Consider the following 16,732-nt stretch of genomic DNA (forward strand, 5'->3'; position numbering starts at 1 on the left):
TGTAGCGGCGGGGAGCGGCGCAGGTCAATCGGCGCGGTTCAGTTCAGGGTGTCGGGCGGCGCGATCGGTACCAGCAGCGGCATGGCGGCGATCCCGTCGTCATGCAGCGCCTGTGCTTCGTCGGGGGAGGCCTGGCCGTGAATCAGATCCTCTGTCGCCCGCCCTTCGTGCATCGCCCGCGCGGCATCGGCGAAGTCGCGCCCGACCCAGCGCGAGCGGGGCAGCATCTCTGCTTGCTTCGCCGCGATTTCAGCAAGCACCTTGCGGACGAGTTCGGGTGTGGGCTCGGCAGCGGCCGGCGCCGACGGCATCGCTGGCGCCGCTTCGACCGGAAGCTGGTTCGACTTGGCGCCGACGCGGGGCGCCATCACCGCCTTGTTCACATCGACGTCGCCGCAGACCGGGCAGGCGATCAAGCCGCGCGCCTGCTGGTCGCTGAAGCTCTGACTGCTCGCGAACCATGCTTCGAAGCGGTGGTCGCCGGCGACACAGCAGAGGTCGAATACGATCAAGATCAGGCCGCGCGAAGCATGGCGTCGAGGTCGCCCTTCGCATCCAGCGCCGCGAGATCGTCGCTGCCGCCGACATGCGTGCCGTGTATAAAGACTTGCGGCACGGTTCGGCGGCCGCCCGACCGCGCGACCATCGCGTCGAAACCGGCGCGATCCATCGTCACGTCGATTTCCTGAAAATCGGCACCCTTGCCGTCCAACAGCGCCTTCGCGCGCGTGCAATAGGGGCAGAACGCCTTCGTATAGATTTCGATCTTGGCCATGCGGCTACATCATCCTTTCGCCCTGCATATCGGAATCAACGTCGGCAAAGTCAAATATGTCGCCCGCCCCACCCGTCAGCGCCGCGTCGGGAACCACTCTCGCCCAGGTCAAGGCCGAAACGCGCGCGGCACCGCATCTCCGGAGCGTCCTTGCCGCCGCGCGCAGCGTCGCGCCGCTGGCGTGAACGTCATCAATCAGCACGAGATGCCGGCCCGCCGCGCGGTGCCGCGCATCGGGGACGAGCGCGAACACGCCGGCGACGATCCGCTCCCGCTCGCGGCGGCCCTTGCCGCGCAGCGCCGCCGTCGCCTTCCGGCGGACAAGAAGATGGGAGTCGTGCGGCGTGCCCGTGATCCGCGTCAAACCGGCAGCGACAAGCGCGGCCTGGTTGAAACTACGCGACCACAGCCGCCAGCGATGCAGCGGCACCGGAACAAGCAGCATCTCCTCATCCCCGCGCAGCGCCGCAAGCGGGCGCGCCATCAGCTGCGCCATCAATCGCGCATGCCCTGTCCGCCGACCATATTTGAGCCGCAAGGCGACAGTCCGCGCGACGGGGCCATAAGCGACGGCCGACGGCGCCCCGCGAAAGGGCGGCGGGTCGGCCATACAGGCGCCACAAGTCGCTTCGCCGCCCGCGGGCGCCATCGGCAATGGCAACGAGCAGTGCGCACAGGCGGGGCCGTCCAGGAAATGCAGTGACGTCCAGCAGGCCAGGCAGAATTGCCGGTCCTTGCCGACGACGACTCCGCAGCCCGGACAGCGCGGCGGCAGCGCGTAATCGATGATCGCGCGCGCGGCCTGTCACGCCACGCCAAACAGGGCGCGATCCGCGCCGCGCGGCGTTTCGATTTCAGCGTCCCCGGTTGCCACGCTCATGTCGCACTTGTGAAGCATGGAACCCCGAGGCACAAGCGCCCCCATGTCGCCGTCGCCCTCACTCTTTTCCTCCGCCCGTCATGCCGCACAGCGGGACCGGATGGCGCGGCTGCCCGCGGAGGCCAATTTCCTCGCGCCGATCATCGCCGAGACCTTGCTCGACCGGCTGTCGATGGTGACACGAACGTTTCGGCGCACACTGCTGATCGGAGCGCACGACCACACCCTGATCGCACATCTGCGCGCGAGCGGAACCGAATTGACGCTGTTCGAAGCCGGAGCCCGCGTTGCGGCTTCGACCGGTGCCCTCGTCGGCGAGGCCGATACGATCGACCTGCCACTCGGCACGTTCGACCTGATCCTGTGGCCGGGCGGACTTGATGCGGTCAACGACGTTCCCGGAGCGCTGGTGCGGATGCGAGCTCTGCTGGCACCCGACGGGCTGCTACTCGGCGCCTTCGTCGGCGACGGCAGCCTGCCGACCCAACGCCGTGCCGTAACGAGCGACGGCGTGCGGCCGATCGCGCGGCTGCATCCCCAGATCGACCTGTCGGCGACCGGCAACCTGCTCCAGCGCACGGGCTTTGCGCTTCCCGTCGTCGACGTCGACGCGCTCACCGTACGCTATCGCGATTGGTTCGCTCTGGTACGCGATCTGCGCGCGTGCGGATTATCGTCACGACTTGCGCCCGCACCGCCATCGCTGACCCGCGAGGAGGCGGCGCGAATCGCAGCGGCATTCGCGGCGCAAGCCGATCCCGACGGACGAATCGCGGAAATTTTTCGTGTCATTCATTTCAGCGGGTGGGCGCCGCACCCCGACCAGCCACAACCCGCCCGCCGCGGCAGCGCCACGACATCGCTCATCAATGCGTTGAAACCGAAAGCCTAGGGTCAGGACCCTAGATCAGCGCTTCGAGGAGGCCGATCAGGGGTTTGTCGGCGGGCGGCATGTCGAGCCCGTGCAATTCCACCGGCCGCACCCAGCGAAGCGCGCTGGCATGACGGGCGATGGGGGTTCCGCCCCATTTGCGGCAGACAAAAAGCAACAACAGCAGGTGCTTGTCGTCCAGCCTGTCGCTCGCGAAGCAAGCGGGGGCAAGGCAGGCATGATCGACATCGATCGCCAGTTCTTCGGCCAGTTCGCGGATCAGCGCCTGCTCGGGCGTTTCGCCGGGTTCGATCTTGCCGCCCGGGAACTCCCACAATCCGGCCATCGGCTTGCCTTCCGGACGCTGCTGAACCAGCAACCGGCCGTCGCGATCGACAAGCGCTGCCGCTACGACAATGAGTGTTTTTCTTGCGGCAGTCACGCCCCCGAACCCGGACAAATTGTTAACCTTCCTGTGCGACCCTCGGAAGCCTCGGGAACTATAACTTCAATTAGGGGCGGAACAATGAACAAGTTTCATGGGCTGCTGCGGTCGACCAGGGCCGCCACAGCCGTCGAATACGGGCTAATCCTGGCCCTGATTTTTGTCGCCGCAATGTTGGCCATTACCGCCGTCGGCACCTCCACCAACAAGATGTGGACCAAGGTGTCGGATACGTCGGTCAATGCGATGGGCGGGGGTTGAGCGTCCTAAATCGGGACTTGAAAAAGCCGAAAACGTCGGGCGAGGCATTAAGATTTTCAAAACCAATTCGCCCTAATCTGCAGTTGTTGACCACGACCAGACCGTCAACAGGGTAAGTGATTGTCAGGAGACCAGACATGAAGTTCATCAAAAAGTTCGTTCGCGATACCAAGGCTGCGACCGCCATCGAATACGGCCTGATCGCCGCTCTCATCGCCGTTGCCGGCATTTCGGCCATGACGGCCGTCGGCAAGAGCGTCAGCACGACGTTCTCGAAGGTCGATACCGGCCTGAAGACGACCTAATCTGGCGAATAGCCAGCTCCGGTTCGGTTCGCCGAACCGGCGTAGGAAAAAAGAAAGGGCGGTGGATCACTCCACCGCCCTTTTTCTTTAGTCTGCGCGCTTAGCGGCTGGCGTAGACCACGATCTTGACCTTCTGCCCCGGCGTCAGCCGGCTCGAGGCGGTCAGCCGGTTCAGTACCTGAAACCGCTCGGTCTGATAGGTGCTGTAGGCCATGCGGCGCGATAGCGTCGCGACCGTATCGCCGCGACCGACCGTGACGACATCGACACGCCGCGGTTTGATCGCGGCGGCCTCGGCCGCGCTCAGCCGCCGTACACTCTTGAACATCGAATCGAACACGCCCGCACCGCCGGCCTGGGTCAGCGTGACAAAGTGAAACGCGCTGCTTGTCGAAAATTCATAGGCGAAGACGGTGACATCGACCTGCCCCGACTGGGTGTTCGCGCGAGCGACCGAATAATAGGCCGGGATCCCGTTTACCGTCGTTCGCTGGATGTTGCCCGGACTGAGCGACGCCTTGCCCGCCACTTCCTTGAACGCCGCCGAAATATAGGCGTTCATGTCACCATTATAGGCCGCGGTCGTGAACTGGGCCTGCCCGCCATTGCCGCTGACCAGCACCGCCGTCGCCCCGTTCTGCATGCCATAGCCGCTCGGCACGGCGAACTTCAGGCGAAGGTCGGGATGCAGAAACTCCTGCCCTTCGACGACGCCCTGCGCCGGATCGTCGCCATAAAGGACGCCATCGACCGAAGCGAGAAAGGCGTCGGCGTTGCGCACGCCGCCGCCACCGACCCTGGCGGCCAGCGTTTGCGCATTCTTCACGCGCGACGCGGGATCGGGGTGGGTACTGGCCCATTCGGGGATCGCGCGCGCATCGCCGCCCGAGACCCGGGCTTCGAGCGCCGTCTGGTTCGCCAGGCTCGCCAACATCGTGGACAACGCCACCGGGTCATAGCCCGCCTTCTTCAGATACTGGACACCAAGTTGATCGGCCTCCAGCTCCTGGCTGCGCGAGAACCCTAGGGTCGCGAGCTGCGCCGCCCGCATCGCGTTATTCTGAAGCAGGCCGCCGAGCCCTCCCAGCAGTCCACCATTGTCCCCGATCGCGCCGCCGATCACCGCCCCAAGCACGCCAAGGATCGTATTGCGCGTCGCCGCCGACTGGCGCTTCTTGCTGTGCTGCGCCGCGACATGACCGACCTCGTGCCCCAGCACACCGGCCAGTTCGGCCTCATCGTTCATCAGCGCCATCAACTGGCGCGTGACATAGACATAGCCTCCGGGGATCGCGAACGCATTGTTGACCGGCGAATTCAGCAGCGTGACGGTAAAATCGCTCGGCGAACGCGACAGCCCCGACTGCACGGCAATATTTTGTCCGATGCGATTCACATAGGCGGCTTGCGGGCCGGCGTACGCCCCGCCGAATTCCTGCAGCAACTGCGGATGCGCTTCATCGCCTTGCTTGCGCTCGGCGGGCGTGATGTTGGTCTGGGTCCGGATCGCCTTCAGCTGCGCATCCGCCGCGCCCGTAAAGGCGACACCGCCCAACACCAACAGGGCCGCCAGCCTCTTTCCATAAGTCCGGGTCATCGAAGTGCCTCCCACTCAGCGCGTCCGTTCAGAGATATCCTCGAAACGCCACAAGGCAAGCCGTCTGAACGAGGCGTCGCCTGAATCGAATCCTGAACGCGGCAGGCGCGGATCGGGTTCCGGAATTCAACCCCGGCCCATGGCGAGAAACTTTTCCTCGCGCACAGTCAGCAACGTCTCGCGGGGCAGCCCGGCCAGCGAATCGAGCTCCTGCGCAATCGCATCGCCGAGCGATCGGATCGCCACTTCGGGAGCGCGATGCGCGCCGCCCACTGGCTCGGGGACGATATGATCGATCACCTTGAGACCGAGCAGATCCTGCGCGGACATCTTCATCGCCGTCGCGGCGTCGGCGGCCTTGTCCGACGTACGCCACAGGATCGAGGCACAGCCCTCGGGCGAGATCACCGAATAGACGGCGTGTTCGAACATCAGCACGCGGTTCGCTGCGGCCAGCGCGATCGCACCGCCCGATCCGCCCTCGCCCACGATCGCCGCGACCATCGGCACGCCAAGCCCGAGGCACTGCTCGGTCGATCGCGCGATCGCCTCGGCCTGGCCACGCTCTTCGGCCTGGATGCCGGGGAAGGCACCGGAGGTGTCGACAAGCGTCACCACGGGAAGGCCGAAGCGGTCGGCAAGCTGCATCAGGCGGATCGCCTTGCGATAGCCCTCGGGCTTGGCCATCCCAAAATTATGCTTCATGCGCGAGGGGATATCGTCGCCTTTTTCGTGGCCGATCACCATCACGCGGCGGCCTCGGAACCGCGCAAGCCCACCAAGGATCGCCTGATCGTCGCCGAAATTGCGGTCGCCGGCCAGCGGCATCCAATCGTCGAACAAACCCGCGACATAATGTTTGAAATGCGGGCGATCGGGGTGCCGCGCGACCTGCGTCTTCTGCCAGGGCGTCAGCTTGGAATAGATTTCACGCAGCAATTTCGAGGACTTGTCCTCCAGTCGTGCGATGTCATTGTCGATGTTGAGCGAGGGGTCGTCCCCCATCTCCCGCAGCTCGGCAATCTGCCGGTCGAGGGCCGCGACCTGTTTCTCGAAATCCAGAAAGGCTGTCATGCGCAGTCGCTAGGACGAAGGGCCATCGAGGTCAACGCCTGCCGGGCGCGAATCGCCCGCGCCCATACGCGCCAACGGATGCCGCCGGTTGACCAGTTCGACCAGCCTGCGACTGTCGACATGGGTGTAGATTTCGGTCGTCGCGATATCGGCATGGCCCAGCATCAGTTGCAGCGCGCGCAAATCCGCTCCGCCTTCGAGCAGGTGGGTCGCAAAGGCATGGCGCAGGACGTGGGGACTGATCGCCGCCGGGTCGATGCCAGAGCGCGCAGCCAGCTCGCGCAGCATCTGAAACAGCCGGACCCTTGAAAGATGCGATCTGCCCGACGGAAACAGCCAGGGCGATCCCTCGGCAAGCAACGGGAGCCAGCGCTCGATGGCATCGCGCGCACGCTCGGACAGCGGCACCAGCCGTTCCTTGTCGCCCTTGCCGCGGATGATCAGGAATTCGCGCCCGCCCGCGATCGCCCGGCGCGGCAGCGACACCAGCTCGCTGGCACGCAGCCCCGAACCATAAAGCAGTTCGAGCAAGAGCAGCATCCGCACGGCCTGGCCCGGCGCAGCCTCTCCGCCGGCCTCCTCCCCCGCCTGCGCAAACAGCCGCTCGACGTCTTCGTGCGTCAGCAGGCGCGGCAACGGCCGCTGGGTCGCAGGGCGGGCGATGTCGAGCGCGGGATTATCGGTCCGATCGCCCTCGTCGAGGAGAAAAGCGAAGAATTGGCGCAACGCCGACAATTTGCGCGCTGCGCTGCTTGCCGCCAACGATCGATAGCCAACCATCAACTGGCGCAAATCACTGGCATCGGCATCGCCAAGCGCGCCCCGGACGAGTTCGGCCGCTTGCTCCAGGTCGCGGCGATAGGCCGCCAGCGTATTGCGCGCGGCACCGCGCTCGGCGGCCATCATCTCGAGGAAGCGGTCGATCAGTACCGCGTCAGACACGCACCAGCGCTTCGGCGGCGATCATCCGCGCTTCGGAATCCAGACCCACGTCGCGCAGCGCGCGAACGATATGATAAAGATGATAGGGCGGAAGCTTCGACCAGTCGCCCTGCATCCCCGCGGCCGCCAGCAAGGCGACCATCCCGGGTTCGCGCCGCTCGGCCGCGGTCCGGATGGCGCGCGTCCAGCGCGTCTGCTTACCAAGATCGAGGTCGAGTTCGCTCGCCGCCGACGCCGCCTGCCCGTCGTCCAGCCGGCCGAGCCCCGCCAGACCCGCGACAAGGAATTTCGAACGCAGCGAGGCATCGCTGTCATCGCTGCCCGAAAAGCTGTTGATATTGCTCGCACTCATGCCGTTAAGCGGGCGCGGAGAACCCACCGCGAGGACGCCCCACGCGCGGCTGCCGACGTTGATCTTCGACGCCCAGTCCATCGCCCTGATGTCATAGCCGCCCGCAAGCATCGAACCCAGAAGCTGCCAGGGATCCGTCCCGACATCGGTGTTCGCCGGCAGGCCCGCCGCGGCCCGCGCCGTCGCCACCATCGCGGCATACTGATGCACCGGGTCCGAACCTGCCGCCCACAGCGTCTGCATGGCCGCATAGCGATCGCCGCCATTGGCCGCGCCGAAGGCGTTGCGAAGCTGGTCGATCTGCCCTGCGATCGCCTCGGGCGGCTCCTCTTCGCTCGATGCGGCACTCAGCAGCGAGACATAGGCTTCGCTCGACAGCACGCCGCGCGCCGCCGCATCCGGCGCGGCCGCGATCCGGTCGGGCATGTCGGTCATCGGCGCCAATACCGTCCAGCCGCGCATATAGGCCGGTTCGGTCTTGCGCAGCTCGTCCGGGATGCCGATCCCTGTCGCGGTCGCCATCCCAAAGCGCCAACTCGTCAGCCGGTCGACCTTGGTCCATTCGATGGTCGTCGAGCGACGGCCGGCGCCAGTCGCGCCCAGCACCCGTTCGGCCAGCAGGATGTCGAAATTGCTGATCCGGCCGCTCGATCGCACCCGCGCGATCGCCCAGCCCGCCGGCCCCGCTTCGCCCGACAGACCGGCACAAATCCCCGCCGCCAGCCGCCAGGACTGTTCTTCGCCATGGGCCAGCCCGGCGCCGACATAGGGGCAAAGACCGGCCGGGTCGGCGTTCGCCAGAAAGGTCTGCTGCGCCACCTGCACCAGCCGCGGACTCGCGCGGTCATAGTCGACCGACTGGACGATCCAGCGCGCCGCAGTCGATTCGCCCATCCGAAGCAGCAGCCCCGCCCGGTCGGCGGCAAGGTCCGCCCCGTTGATCGTGTCGGGCGTATCGATCGCCGACGACAACGCGCGGCGGACCAGAATCTGGCCCCAGCGCGAGGCGAGCGTGCCATTCGTCCGCCGCATGATCGCAGCGGCATATTGGCCCCGGACGCCAAATGCATCGGGCGCAAGTCCTCCGCTTTCGGGGGTCAGCGGGCCGATGCGCGTCAACAGCCGGCGCGCGCCGGGCGGCAGATCATATTTGAGGCCGCCCGAACCTTCCACATCCTCCTCGGTCGCCTCCTCGCCGTCCTCGCTTGCGACATCGCTTGTCGTCGCGACGACCGCCGGCGGCGTGACCCCCGAAGGCGATCCAGACGACGATGGCGTCGGCGTCGGCGACGCGGTCGGCGAAGGGGTCGGAGATGATTTGGGGGCGGGCGTTTCGGACGGGTTGCCGAAACCTTCCGGAAGCAGCGATTCCTGTGCCAGCGCAGGCAGGACGAGCGCGGCGGCCATGGCGGTGCCCGACAGGCCCAGCGTCAGCGTCAACAATTTCTTCGTCATCGCGCGCCGCTTTCGATGATCTTGTCGCTCACGTCCACCCATATCCTCTGTGCATCGCAGCAAAATGATTGTTCCGCGCGCTTCGGTCGGTATAGCCGCGCGCAGCATGTCACGAAACCCGAAAAGCCCGGCTTCGGCCGCCCCGGGACCGATCCCCGCCGCGATCCGCGAGCGGTCGATCGTGCTCGTCGGTCTGATGGGGTCGGGCAAGTCGACGATCGGTCGGCGGCTGGCGATGCGGCTGGGCATGGCCTTTGCCGATGCCGACGACGAAATCGAACGCGCCGCGAGCATGACGATTTCCGATATTTTCGCGAAGTTCGGCGAAGCCCATTTCCGCGATGGCGAACGGCGCGTGATTGCGCGGATGCTGGCGGGAAGGCCACATGTGCTGGCGACGGGAGGCGGCGCGTTCATCAACGACGAGACGCGCGCGCTGATCCTGCGCGACAGCCTGTGCATCTGGCTCGACGCCGACATCCCGACGCTCGTCGAACGAACCGCGCGGCGCAGCCATCGCCCCCTGCTGAAGGACCGCGACGCGGGCGAGGTGCTGCGCGAACTCGCAGCGGTGCGAAATCCCATCTATGCCGAGGCGCATATCCGCGTCAGTTCGGCATCGAGCCCGCACGAATATACGGTGCGCGCGATCTTGCAGGAGCTGTCGCAATGGAAAGCCTGACCGTCGATCTTGGGGCCCGCAGCTACCCGATCCTGATCGGCGACGGCCTGCTTCGCGATATCGGGCGTCATGTCGCGCCGCTGCTCAAACGTCCGCGCGCGATGATCGTCACCGATACGAACGTCGCGCCGCATTATCTGGTCGCGCTCGGCGCCTCGCTCGGCGCGGAAAATATCTCCTTCTCCTCGCTCGTCCTGTCTGCCGGCGAAAGCACCAAGAGCTGGGCGGGGCTCGCGCGGCTGACCGAGTGGCTGATCGGCGAAGGGGTCGAACGCAGCGACCACGTCATCGCACTCGGCGGCGGCGTCATCGGCGACCTCGTCGGCTTCGCGTGCAGCATCGTCAAGCGCGGCTGCCATTTCATCCAGGTTCCCACGACCCTGCTCGCGCAGGTGGACAGCAGCGTCGGCGGCAAGACCGCGATCAATGTCGAGGCCGGCAAGAATCTGATCGGCGCCTTCCATCAGCCGGCGCTGGTGGTCATCGACCCGACGACGCTGACCACCCTTCCCCGCCGCGAACTGGGTGCGGGCTATGCCGAGGTCGTCAAATACGGGCTGATCGACGACGCGGATTTCTTCGCCTGGTGCGAAGCGAACGGGGCCGCCCTGCTCGCCGGCGACAGCGATGCGAGGCACCGCGCCATCGCACACAGCGTCGCCGCAAAGGCGCGCATCGTCGCCGCTGACGAGCGCGAGACGCAGGATATCCGTGCCCTCCTCAATCTGGGGCACAGTTTCGGGCACGCGCTCGAGGCGGAAACCGGCTATTCGGATCGGCTGCTCCATGGCGAAGCGGTCGCGGCGGGCATGGTTCTTGCGCATCAATTCTCGGCCGCGAACGGGCTTTGCCCTGCCGCCGACGCCGACCGCGTCCGCGACCATCTGGCCAGCGTCGACCTGCCGCACAGCCTCGCGAGCGCAGGAGTCAACATCGGCGGTGCAGCACTCGCGGCTCATATGGCGCACGACAAGAAAGTACGCGGCGGCAAACTGCCGCTGATCCTGACGCGCGGCATCGGACGGAGCTTCGTCACCGAAGACTATGGCCTCGACGCGGTCGCGGCATTTCTCGACGGCTCACCCATCCGTAGTTGAAAATAGACGCTTTCCCTTGCGCCCGCAGCACGCTAGCCAGTTGCAAATGACTCGCAATATGTGCAGCACGGGGGTCGAGATTTGGGTGCACTTGCCGATACGGCCGGACCGAACGCCAGCGACAGGCTGACCACGCCTGCGGGTTTCTGGACCGTCGCCTTCCTCGGGGTCACCGCCGGCGTCCAGATGAGCGATCGCGGGCTGCAATCGATCCTCTCGCCCGCGATCCAGCGAAGTTTCGACGTCGGCGATGCCGTCATCGGCGCGCTCCACGGGATCGCCGGCATTTTGGTGGCCAGCGCGCTGGCCGTGCCTCTCGCGCGCCTTGCCGACAGATATTCGCGCAAGACGATCCTGCTCGGGTTGATCCTGCTTTGGGGTCTGCTCACCGCGCTTGCCGGCTTCGCTCCCAATTTCCCGCTCTTCTTCATCGGACGCGCCGCGTCGGGGATCACCGAATTCGCGATGATCCCGATCGTCTATTCGCTCATCCCCGATCTGGTCAGCGACCGGCACCGCGTGCCGTCGAACCTCGCGTTCGCCGCGCTGATGGCAACGGGCGCAAGCGCCGGCTTCTATTTCGGCGGCAACCTCCTCGAATTCGCCGGGACGATCGCGCCGGCGGGGTTCGACCCGTGGCGCACGGCGCTATTGTGCCTCAGCCTGCTCGCGCTGCCGCTGCTCGCCGCCGGACTGCTGCTGCCCGATCCGCCGCGTACCGCCATCGCGACCGCCCGCGACGACGGATCGGGTGCGCTCGCATCCTTCCTTTCGGAGAACCGGCGCCGGATTCTGCTCTTCCTTGGCGCGGCAGGGGGTCTTGCCGTCGCGGTACAGGCCGTCGCGCCGCTCGCCGCGCTGGCGCTCGTCCGCCGCTATGATGCCGATCTCATCCCCACCGGCCACGCGCTGGGGCTGACCACGCTGGTGACCAGTCTCGGCAGTCTGGTCGTCGCCGGAACGGTCGACCGGCTGTTGCAGGCGCGGTTCGGCGAAGCCGCGCGCCCCACGGTCATGGCGGCCGGGGCGCTGTTGGCCATCCCCTGTCTGGTCTGGCTCGCGGCGGCGTCCAGCGAGGCGCAGGCGCTGGCCGCCATCGCGCTGTTCCTCGCGCTGACCAGTACCGCCAACGCGCTGATCCCGACGATCCTGCAGGACATTCTGCCAGCCGATCTGCGCGCACGCTGCTTCGCGATCTACAGCTTCGTCATCGCCGCCTTTTGCGCGGTCGGGCCGCTGGTCACAGGGGCATTGTCGGACCGGATGGTCGGCGGCGACCTGTTGCTGGCGATGACGATCGCGGGGGTGCCGACGTTGCTTCTGGCAACCTGGTCGGCCGGGCGAATGGCGCGCGGGCGTTAGGGACAGGACCCTAAGCCGCCGCTTCGCCCTCGGCGTCGTCGCGCGCCTTTTTCGCCGCCTGCCGTCGCTCGCGCAGCGCCTCCAGAACGCTCGACGCCTGTCGCCCACCGCCCGCGACAAAACGATGGTCGCGCCCCGCAGAAAGGTCGCCTTCGCTGATCTGCATGTCGAGCCGCTCGGCGTCGAGCTGCCGCAGCGCGCTTTCGACATCCTCGATCTCGCGCGGCTCGATCTCGAGCTGGCGGAGCGCCATCAGGCCGAGCGCGATCGAGCTTTCGAACACTTCGCGCACCGCGCCCACCGCTCCGGCACCATCGATCGCGAGCAACTGGCGCCGGTCAAAGACGCGCGCCAGCACGCGCGCATTGGGAAAGGCATCGACGATCGGGGCAAGCGCCGCCGCATCGATGCTGCGATCGTCCGTACAAAAGATGATCAGCGTGGCGTCTTCGGCGCCCGCGCGGCGCAGCACGTCGATCCGCAAACCGTCGCCGAAATAGACCTTGGTATCGAAACGCCCCGACAGCTCGATCTGGCTCGGCTTCCTGTCGATCAGCGTGACCGAACAATCGACCGCGTGGAGCATCTGGGCCACGATCTGTCCGAAGCGGCCATAGCCGATCACGATCGAGGATCCCCGGGGCGCATTCTCGGGGTCATCGAGGTCGGTGTCGGTGGCGGGCGCGAATTCAAGATTGCGCGCGAACAGCATCAGGAACGGTGTCGTCACCATCGACAATGTCACCACCGCGCTGAACAGGCTGGCCGCCGACGGCAGGATCAACTGCGCGTCGGCTGCCTGGGTGAACAGCAGAAAACCGAATTCGCCGCCCTGGCTCAGCAACAGCCCGAGGCCAAGCGCCATGTTCCAGGGTTTGCCGGACAGCCGGACCAGAACGGTGAGGACGGCGACTTTCACCGCAACCAGCCCGGCGGCCAGCGACACGACAAGCAGCGGCCTCTCGGCAACGACACCGACGTCGAGCACCATGCCGACCGCGAGGAAAAACAGCCCGAGCAGCACGAGGCGGAAGGGTTCGACATCGGCCTCGATCTCGTGCCGATAGGGCGAGTCCGCGAGCATCATCCCGGCAACGAACGCACCCAGCGCGGTCGACAGGTGCAGGCTGTGCATGAACGCCGCGCTCGCCAGGACCGCCAGCAGCCCGACGACGACGAACAGCTCACGCTCACCATAGCGGCCGACGAGCCGCAGCAGGGGATTGACGACGAAGCGGCCCGCCAGCACCAGCACCACGATCGCGCCGACCGTATACAGCGCCATCTGCCACCCGGGCGGCGCGGACGGGTTGGCGGGCGCACGCGACAGCGCAGCGATGATCGTGATCATCGGGACGATCGCGAGATCCTGGAACAGCAGGACCGAAAAAGCCTTCTCGCCAAAGGGCGAATTGATGCGCCCCGAGCTCTTGAGGCTGGGCAAGACCTGCGCGGTCGATGACAGCGCGAGCGGCAGGCCGAGCGCCAGCGCCGCCTGCCAGCTAAAGCCCAGCGTCGCGAAGATCAGCACCGCGAGGATCAGCCCCGACACGACCACTTGCGCCAGACCGAGGCCGAAGATCGCGCGCCGGAGATCCCAGAGCCGCCGGGGATGCAGTTCTAGGCCGACGAGAAAGAGCAGGAACGCGATACCGATTTCGGCAAATGCGAGTTTGGATTCGCCGCCACCGACCAGACCCAGTCCGTGCGGACCGACCAGCGCGCCCGCGATCAGGTACCCCAGCACCGCACCCAGACCGAGCCGGCGAAAGATCAGGACGAACAGCGTGGCGACCCCGAGCAGGATCGCCCCTTCAAGAAGCGCCGCGTCGGTGGCCGTCTCGGCGACGACGTCGGTCGCCGCCGCGGTCAGCATGGCAAGGATCACGCGGCGGTAGCCGGTTCTTCGAGCGCTGCGATCGCGGCGTCGAAGGGCAGGAGGATCGCGCCGTGTCGTGCCGGATAGTCGCGAGCAGGCACCAGCAGGGCAAAGCCGGGCCAGCGCGGCTCGTCGCCTTCCCCCTTGAACCAGGCGGCCATCGCATCGCGGGTGGCGCGGATCTCGGCCAGCCCCTGCCCGGCCGCGTGGCGCGCAAGCAGCGCGGCCGAGGCCTGCCCGAGGGCGCACGCCTCGACATGCAGGCCGACGCCGGCAATCCGCCCCGCCTCGTCGGTGTCGAGATCGAGGATGATCGCGCTGCCGCAAAGCGGCGCCCGCGCCGAGACGCGGTGCCGCGGCGCATCGAGCGGCGGGAAATCGGCAGTCGCGACCGCGAGCGCCAATATGTCGCGGTTATAAAGCGCGGCGCTCATTGCGATGGCGCCGCCGACGCGCTGCCCTTTTCGGCCGCACGCGCCTCGGCACGCCGATCGGCGATCACCTTGCTCAGCGCCGAACTCGTCGCGTTGAGCGCGGGATAGGTCCGGCTGTCGATGATCCACGCCGGGCGCTGCGCATTGCCATAGCCAATGTCATAGAGAAGGGTAACGGCCATAAAGCCGATCGTCGCGATCATCAGCCCCTTCACGGCCCCGAAACCGGCGCCCAGGCCGCGATCGAAGCCGCCGACAAGCGACGCGCGGCTGCGCTGACCCATCGCGCGCGAGCCCCATTTCGTAATGGCGAAGACCCCGCCGAACAGGACGACGAAAGCCAGCGCGGCGGCACCGCCCGCTGTCCCAACCCAGCCGGCCATCAGGTCGGTGGCCGCGCCGTGAAAAAAGCGCACCGCGACGATCGCGAGGATCCAGGCGAGGAGGCTCGTCACCTCCTGCACCAGGCCCCGCATGAAGCCGAGCACGGCGCTGCCGCCGACCAATGTCAGCACAAGAATATCGAGGGCGGTCAGATTTGCCATGTGCCGGTCGCTAATCGCGACCGAGCATGAGGTCAACGAGTTCGCCGAGCCGCGCAAAGCCAGTGACGCCGATTCCGTTCACAGCCTTCATGCCCTTTGGCCCCCACCCGCTTGAAAAGCCCAGTTTTGCGGCTTCGCGAAGGCGCAGAGAGTCATGGGCAACGGGACGGATTTCGCCCGACAGCGACAATTCGCCAAAGACGATCGCGTCGGCCGGCACCGGCCGCTCGCTGAACGCCGAAATCAGCGCCGCCGCAACCGCCAGATCGGCGGCGGGATCGGTCAGGCGATAACCGCCCGCAATGTTCAGATAGACTTCGGCCCCGCCCATCTGGAGCCCGCAGCGCGCCTCCAGGACCGCAAGCACCATCGCGAGGCGACCACTGTCCCAGCCGACCACGGCGCGACGCGGCGTCGCGCCGCTCGCCAGCCGCACGGTCAGCGCCTGTACTTCGACCAGCACGGGGCGCGTGCCCTCCAGCGCCGGGAAGACGACCGAACCCGGCACGTCACGGCTGCGGTCGGTCAGGAACAAACTCGACGGGTTTGAAACTTCGCCCAGCCCCTCTTCGCCCATCGCAAAGACACCGATCTCGTCGGTGCCGCCAAAGCGGTTCTTGACCGCGCGGAGGATGCGATACTGGTGGCTGCGTTCGCCTTCGAACGCCAGCACGGTATCGACCATATGCTCCAGCACGCGCGGTCCCGCGATCGTGCCGTCCTTGGTCACATGGCCGACCAGGACGATCGCCGCACCGCTGTCCTTGGCATAACGGATCAGTTCCTGCGCGCTGGCTCGCACCTGACTGACCGTACCCGGCGCACTTTCGATCAGGTCGCTGTGCATCGTCTGGATCGAATCGATCACGACGAAATCGGCGGTCTGCCGGTCGAGCGTCGCCAGAATGTCGCGCACCGAGGTCGCGCTGGCGAGCGCGACCGGCGCGTCACCAAGCCCCAGCCGCTGCGCGCGCAGCCGCACCTGCGCGGCCGCTTCCTCGCCGCTGATATAGACGACCGACCGGCCAGCCTTCGCGAGCCGCCCCGCCGCCTGCAACAGCAGCGTCGATTTGCCGATCCCCGGATCGCCCCCGATCAGCGTCGCCGACCCCGCGACGAATCCGCCGCCCAGCGCGCGGTCGAATTCGGCAATGCCGCACAGCATCCGCTCGGGCAGGATGCTGTGCGCATCGAGGGTCTCGAGTGCGAGCGTTCGCCCGCCCTTGCTGAGATCGTGCTTGGCCGAAAAGGTGGTTTCCGCTGCCTCTTCGACCAGCGTGTTCCATTCCCCGCAATCGGCGCACTGCCCCTGCCAGCGATAGGTGGCGGAACCGCAGTTCTGACAGACATATTGACGCTTCGCTTTGGCCATGCCGTTCGCTTAATCGGAACAAAGATGGAACGCCAGCGCTTTTGCCCTCTCCGTCATTGCGAGGCGCCGCAGGCGACGAAGCAATCTCCGGCCATCGGCCTTTGCGCAAGGTCGATGGCCGGAGATTGCGTCGCTCCGCTCGCAATGACGGGGAAAGGGTTCTAGGGGATCAGCAACGCCCGAATCACCCATCCAGCAGGAACACCCGCACCATGAAGTTTTTTGCCGACACAGCCGAGATTGCGGACATTGAGGAACTGGCAGCGACGGGTCTGCTGGATGGTGTAACGACGAACCCGTCGCTGATTGCGAAGTCGGGCCGTGACTTCAAGGAAGTGACGAAGGAGATCTGCGCCATCGTCGACGGCCCGGTGTCGGCGGAGGTGGTTGCGCTCGACCATGCG

19 protein-coding genes and 1 pseudogene are annotated in these 16,732 nt (G+C 66.5%); 7 read left to right on the forward strand and 13 right to left on the reverse strand.

Annotated elements, in window-relative coordinates; genetic code table 11:
* Window positions 1-38 precede the first annotated feature (38 nt).
* The 4 genes and pseudogenes from JNM03_RS18030 to JNM03_RS18980 form a co-directional block, all read right to left on the reverse strand.
* Complete coding sequence (locus JNM03_RS18030; RefSeq protein ID WP_294038782.1) at window positions 39-512, reverse strand: DUF1178 family protein; 474 nt, start codon at window positions 510-512, stop codon at window positions 39-41.
* A gap of 2 nt (window positions 513-514) precedes the next feature.
* Entirely contained in the window at window positions 515-775 is a 261-nt protein-coding gene (gene grxC, locus JNM03_RS18035) for a glutaredoxin 3 (protein ID WP_294038783.1), read from the reverse strand.
* Between the two features lie 4 nt (window positions 776-779).
* Window positions 780-1,385 (reverse strand): ComF family protein, encoded by a 606-nt coding sequence (locus tag JNM03_RS18040; protein ID WP_367236035.1) that lies wholly within the window; start codon window positions 1,383-1,385, stop codon window positions 780-782.
* 9 nt (window positions 1,386-1,394) lie between these two features.
* Window positions 1,395-1,565 (reverse strand): annotated as a pseudogene (locus JNM03_RS18980) (double zinc ribbon domain-containing protein); the annotation flags it as partial.
* 190 nt (window positions 1,566-1,755) lie between these two features.
* Here JNM03_RS18980 and JNM03_RS18045 point away from each other — a divergent pair.
* Window positions 1,756-2,547 (forward strand): methyltransferase domain-containing protein, encoded by a 792-nt coding sequence (locus JNM03_RS18045; RefSeq protein ID WP_294038785.1) that lies wholly within the window; start codon window positions 1,756-1,758, stop codon window positions 2,545-2,547.
* A 10-nt stretch (window positions 2,548-2,557) separates the two neighbouring features.
* On the opposite strand, the gene JNM03_RS18050 is transcribed toward JNM03_RS18045, so the two are convergent.
* The gene (locus JNM03_RS18050; RefSeq protein ID WP_294038787.1) at window positions 2,558-2,968 is read right to left on the reverse strand and encodes a (deoxy)nucleoside triphosphate pyrophosphohydrolase; all 411 of its coding nucleotides are present in this window, start codon (window positions 2,966-2,968) and stop codon (window positions 2,558-2,560) included.
* A gap of 84 nt (window positions 2,969-3,052) precedes the next feature.
* Here JNM03_RS18050 and JNM03_RS18055 point away from each other — a divergent pair, with 84 nt between their 5' ends.
* Complete coding sequence (locus JNM03_RS18055; RefSeq protein WP_294038789.1) at window positions 3,053-3,232, forward strand: Flp family type IVb pilin; 180 nt, start codon at window positions 3,053-3,055, stop codon at window positions 3,230-3,232.
* Between the two features lie 137 nt (window positions 3,233-3,369).
* On the forward strand, window positions 3,370-3,537 hold the full coding sequence (locus tag JNM03_RS18060; RefSeq protein WP_294038791.1) for a Flp family type IVb pilin: 168 nt from the start codon (window positions 3,370-3,372) through the stop codon (window positions 3,535-3,537).
* Window positions 3,538-3,637: 100 nt separating this feature from the next.
* Here JNM03_RS18060 and JNM03_RS18065 read toward each other — a convergent pair whose 3' ends face one another.
* The 4 genes from JNM03_RS18065 to JNM03_RS18080 all read right to left on the reverse strand — a co-directional run bounded on the left by JNM03_RS18065 (window position 3,638) and on the right by JNM03_RS18080 (window position 8,957).
* Window positions 3,638-5,134 (reverse strand): M48 family metalloprotease, encoded by a 1,497-nt coding sequence (locus JNM03_RS18065; protein WP_294038793.1) that lies wholly within the window; start codon window positions 5,132-5,134, stop codon window positions 3,638-3,640.
* Between the two features lie 126 nt (window positions 5,135-5,260).
* Window positions 5,261-6,208: an acetyl-CoA carboxylase carboxyltransferase subunit alpha gene (locus JNM03_RS18070; RefSeq protein ID WP_294038795.1), complete on the reverse strand. Its 948-nt coding sequence runs from the start codon at window positions 6,206-6,208 to the stop codon at window positions 5,261-5,263.
* Window positions 6,209-6,217: 9 nt separating this feature from the next.
* Window positions 6,218-7,150: a tyrosine recombinase gene (locus tag JNM03_RS18075; RefSeq protein WP_294038797.1), complete on the reverse strand. Its 933-nt coding sequence runs from the start codon at window positions 7,148-7,150 to the stop codon at window positions 6,218-6,220.
* Window positions 7,143-8,957: a hypothetical protein gene (locus tag JNM03_RS18080; protein ID WP_294038799.1), complete on the reverse strand. Its 1,815-nt coding sequence runs from the start codon at window positions 8,955-8,957 to the stop codon at window positions 7,143-7,145. The genes JNM03_RS18075 and JNM03_RS18080 overlap by 8 nt, the downstream gene beginning before the upstream one ends.
* Window positions 8,958-9,063: 106 nt before the next feature.
* Here JNM03_RS18080 and JNM03_RS18085 point away from each other — a divergent pair, with 106 nt between their 5' ends.
* From JNM03_RS18085 to JNM03_RS18095, 3 genes are all read left to right on the forward strand, one after another.
* Window positions 9,064-9,639, forward strand: a complete 576-nt coding sequence (locus JNM03_RS18085) for a shikimate kinase (RefSeq protein ID WP_294038800.1) — start codon at window positions 9,064-9,066, stop codon at window positions 9,637-9,639.
* Window positions 9,627-10,736, forward strand: a complete 1,110-nt coding sequence (gene aroB, locus JNM03_RS18090; protein WP_294038802.1) for a 3-dehydroquinate synthase — start codon at window positions 9,627-9,629, stop codon at window positions 10,734-10,736. The genes JNM03_RS18085 and aroB overlap by 13 nt, the downstream gene beginning before the upstream one ends.
* Window positions 10,737-10,817: 81 nt before the next feature.
* Window positions 10,818-12,098: an MFS transporter gene (locus JNM03_RS18095; protein ID WP_294038804.1), complete on the forward strand. Its 1,281-nt coding sequence runs from the start codon at window positions 10,818-10,820 to the stop codon at window positions 12,096-12,098.
* Window positions 12,099-12,108: 10 nt separating this feature from the next.
* On the opposite strand, the gene JNM03_RS18100 is transcribed toward JNM03_RS18095, so the two are convergent.
* The 4 genes from JNM03_RS18100 to radA are packed head-to-tail and all read right to left on the reverse strand — an operon-like array spanning window position 12,109 to window position 16,328.
* Window positions 12,109-13,974 (reverse strand): cation:proton antiporter, encoded by a 1,866-nt coding sequence (locus JNM03_RS18100; protein WP_294038806.1) that lies wholly within the window; start codon window positions 13,972-13,974, stop codon window positions 12,109-12,111.
* Window positions 13,975-13,982: 8 nt separating this feature from the next.
* Window positions 13,983-14,411: an iron-sulfur cluster assembly scaffold protein gene (locus tag JNM03_RS18105; RefSeq protein ID WP_294038807.1), complete on the reverse strand. Its 429-nt coding sequence runs from the start codon at window positions 14,409-14,411 to the stop codon at window positions 13,983-13,985.
* Window positions 14,408-14,956: a CvpA family protein gene (locus tag JNM03_RS18110; RefSeq protein WP_294038809.1), complete on the reverse strand. Its 549-nt coding sequence runs from the start codon at window positions 14,954-14,956 to the stop codon at window positions 14,408-14,410. Before JNM03_RS18110 ends, JNM03_RS18105 begins: the two co-directional genes overlap by 4 nt.
* A gap of 10 nt (window positions 14,957-14,966) precedes the next feature.
* The gene (gene radA, locus JNM03_RS18115; protein ID WP_294038811.1) at window positions 14,967-16,328 is read right to left on the reverse strand and encodes a DNA repair protein RadA; all 1,362 of its coding nucleotides are present in this window, start codon (window positions 16,326-16,328) and stop codon (window positions 14,967-14,969) included.
* 212 nt (window positions 16,329-16,540) lie between these two features.
* Between radA and JNM03_RS18120 the strand changes: the two genes are divergently transcribed.
* On the forward strand, window positions 16,541-16,732 hold a 192-nt coding region (locus JNM03_RS18120), incomplete at its 3' end, for a transaldolase family protein (RefSeq protein ID WP_294038813.1).

Source organism: Sphingopyxis sp., assembly GCF_016793825.1.
Taxonomy (GTDB): Bacteria; Pseudomonadota; Alphaproteobacteria; order Sphingomonadales; family Sphingomonadaceae; genus Sphingopyxis.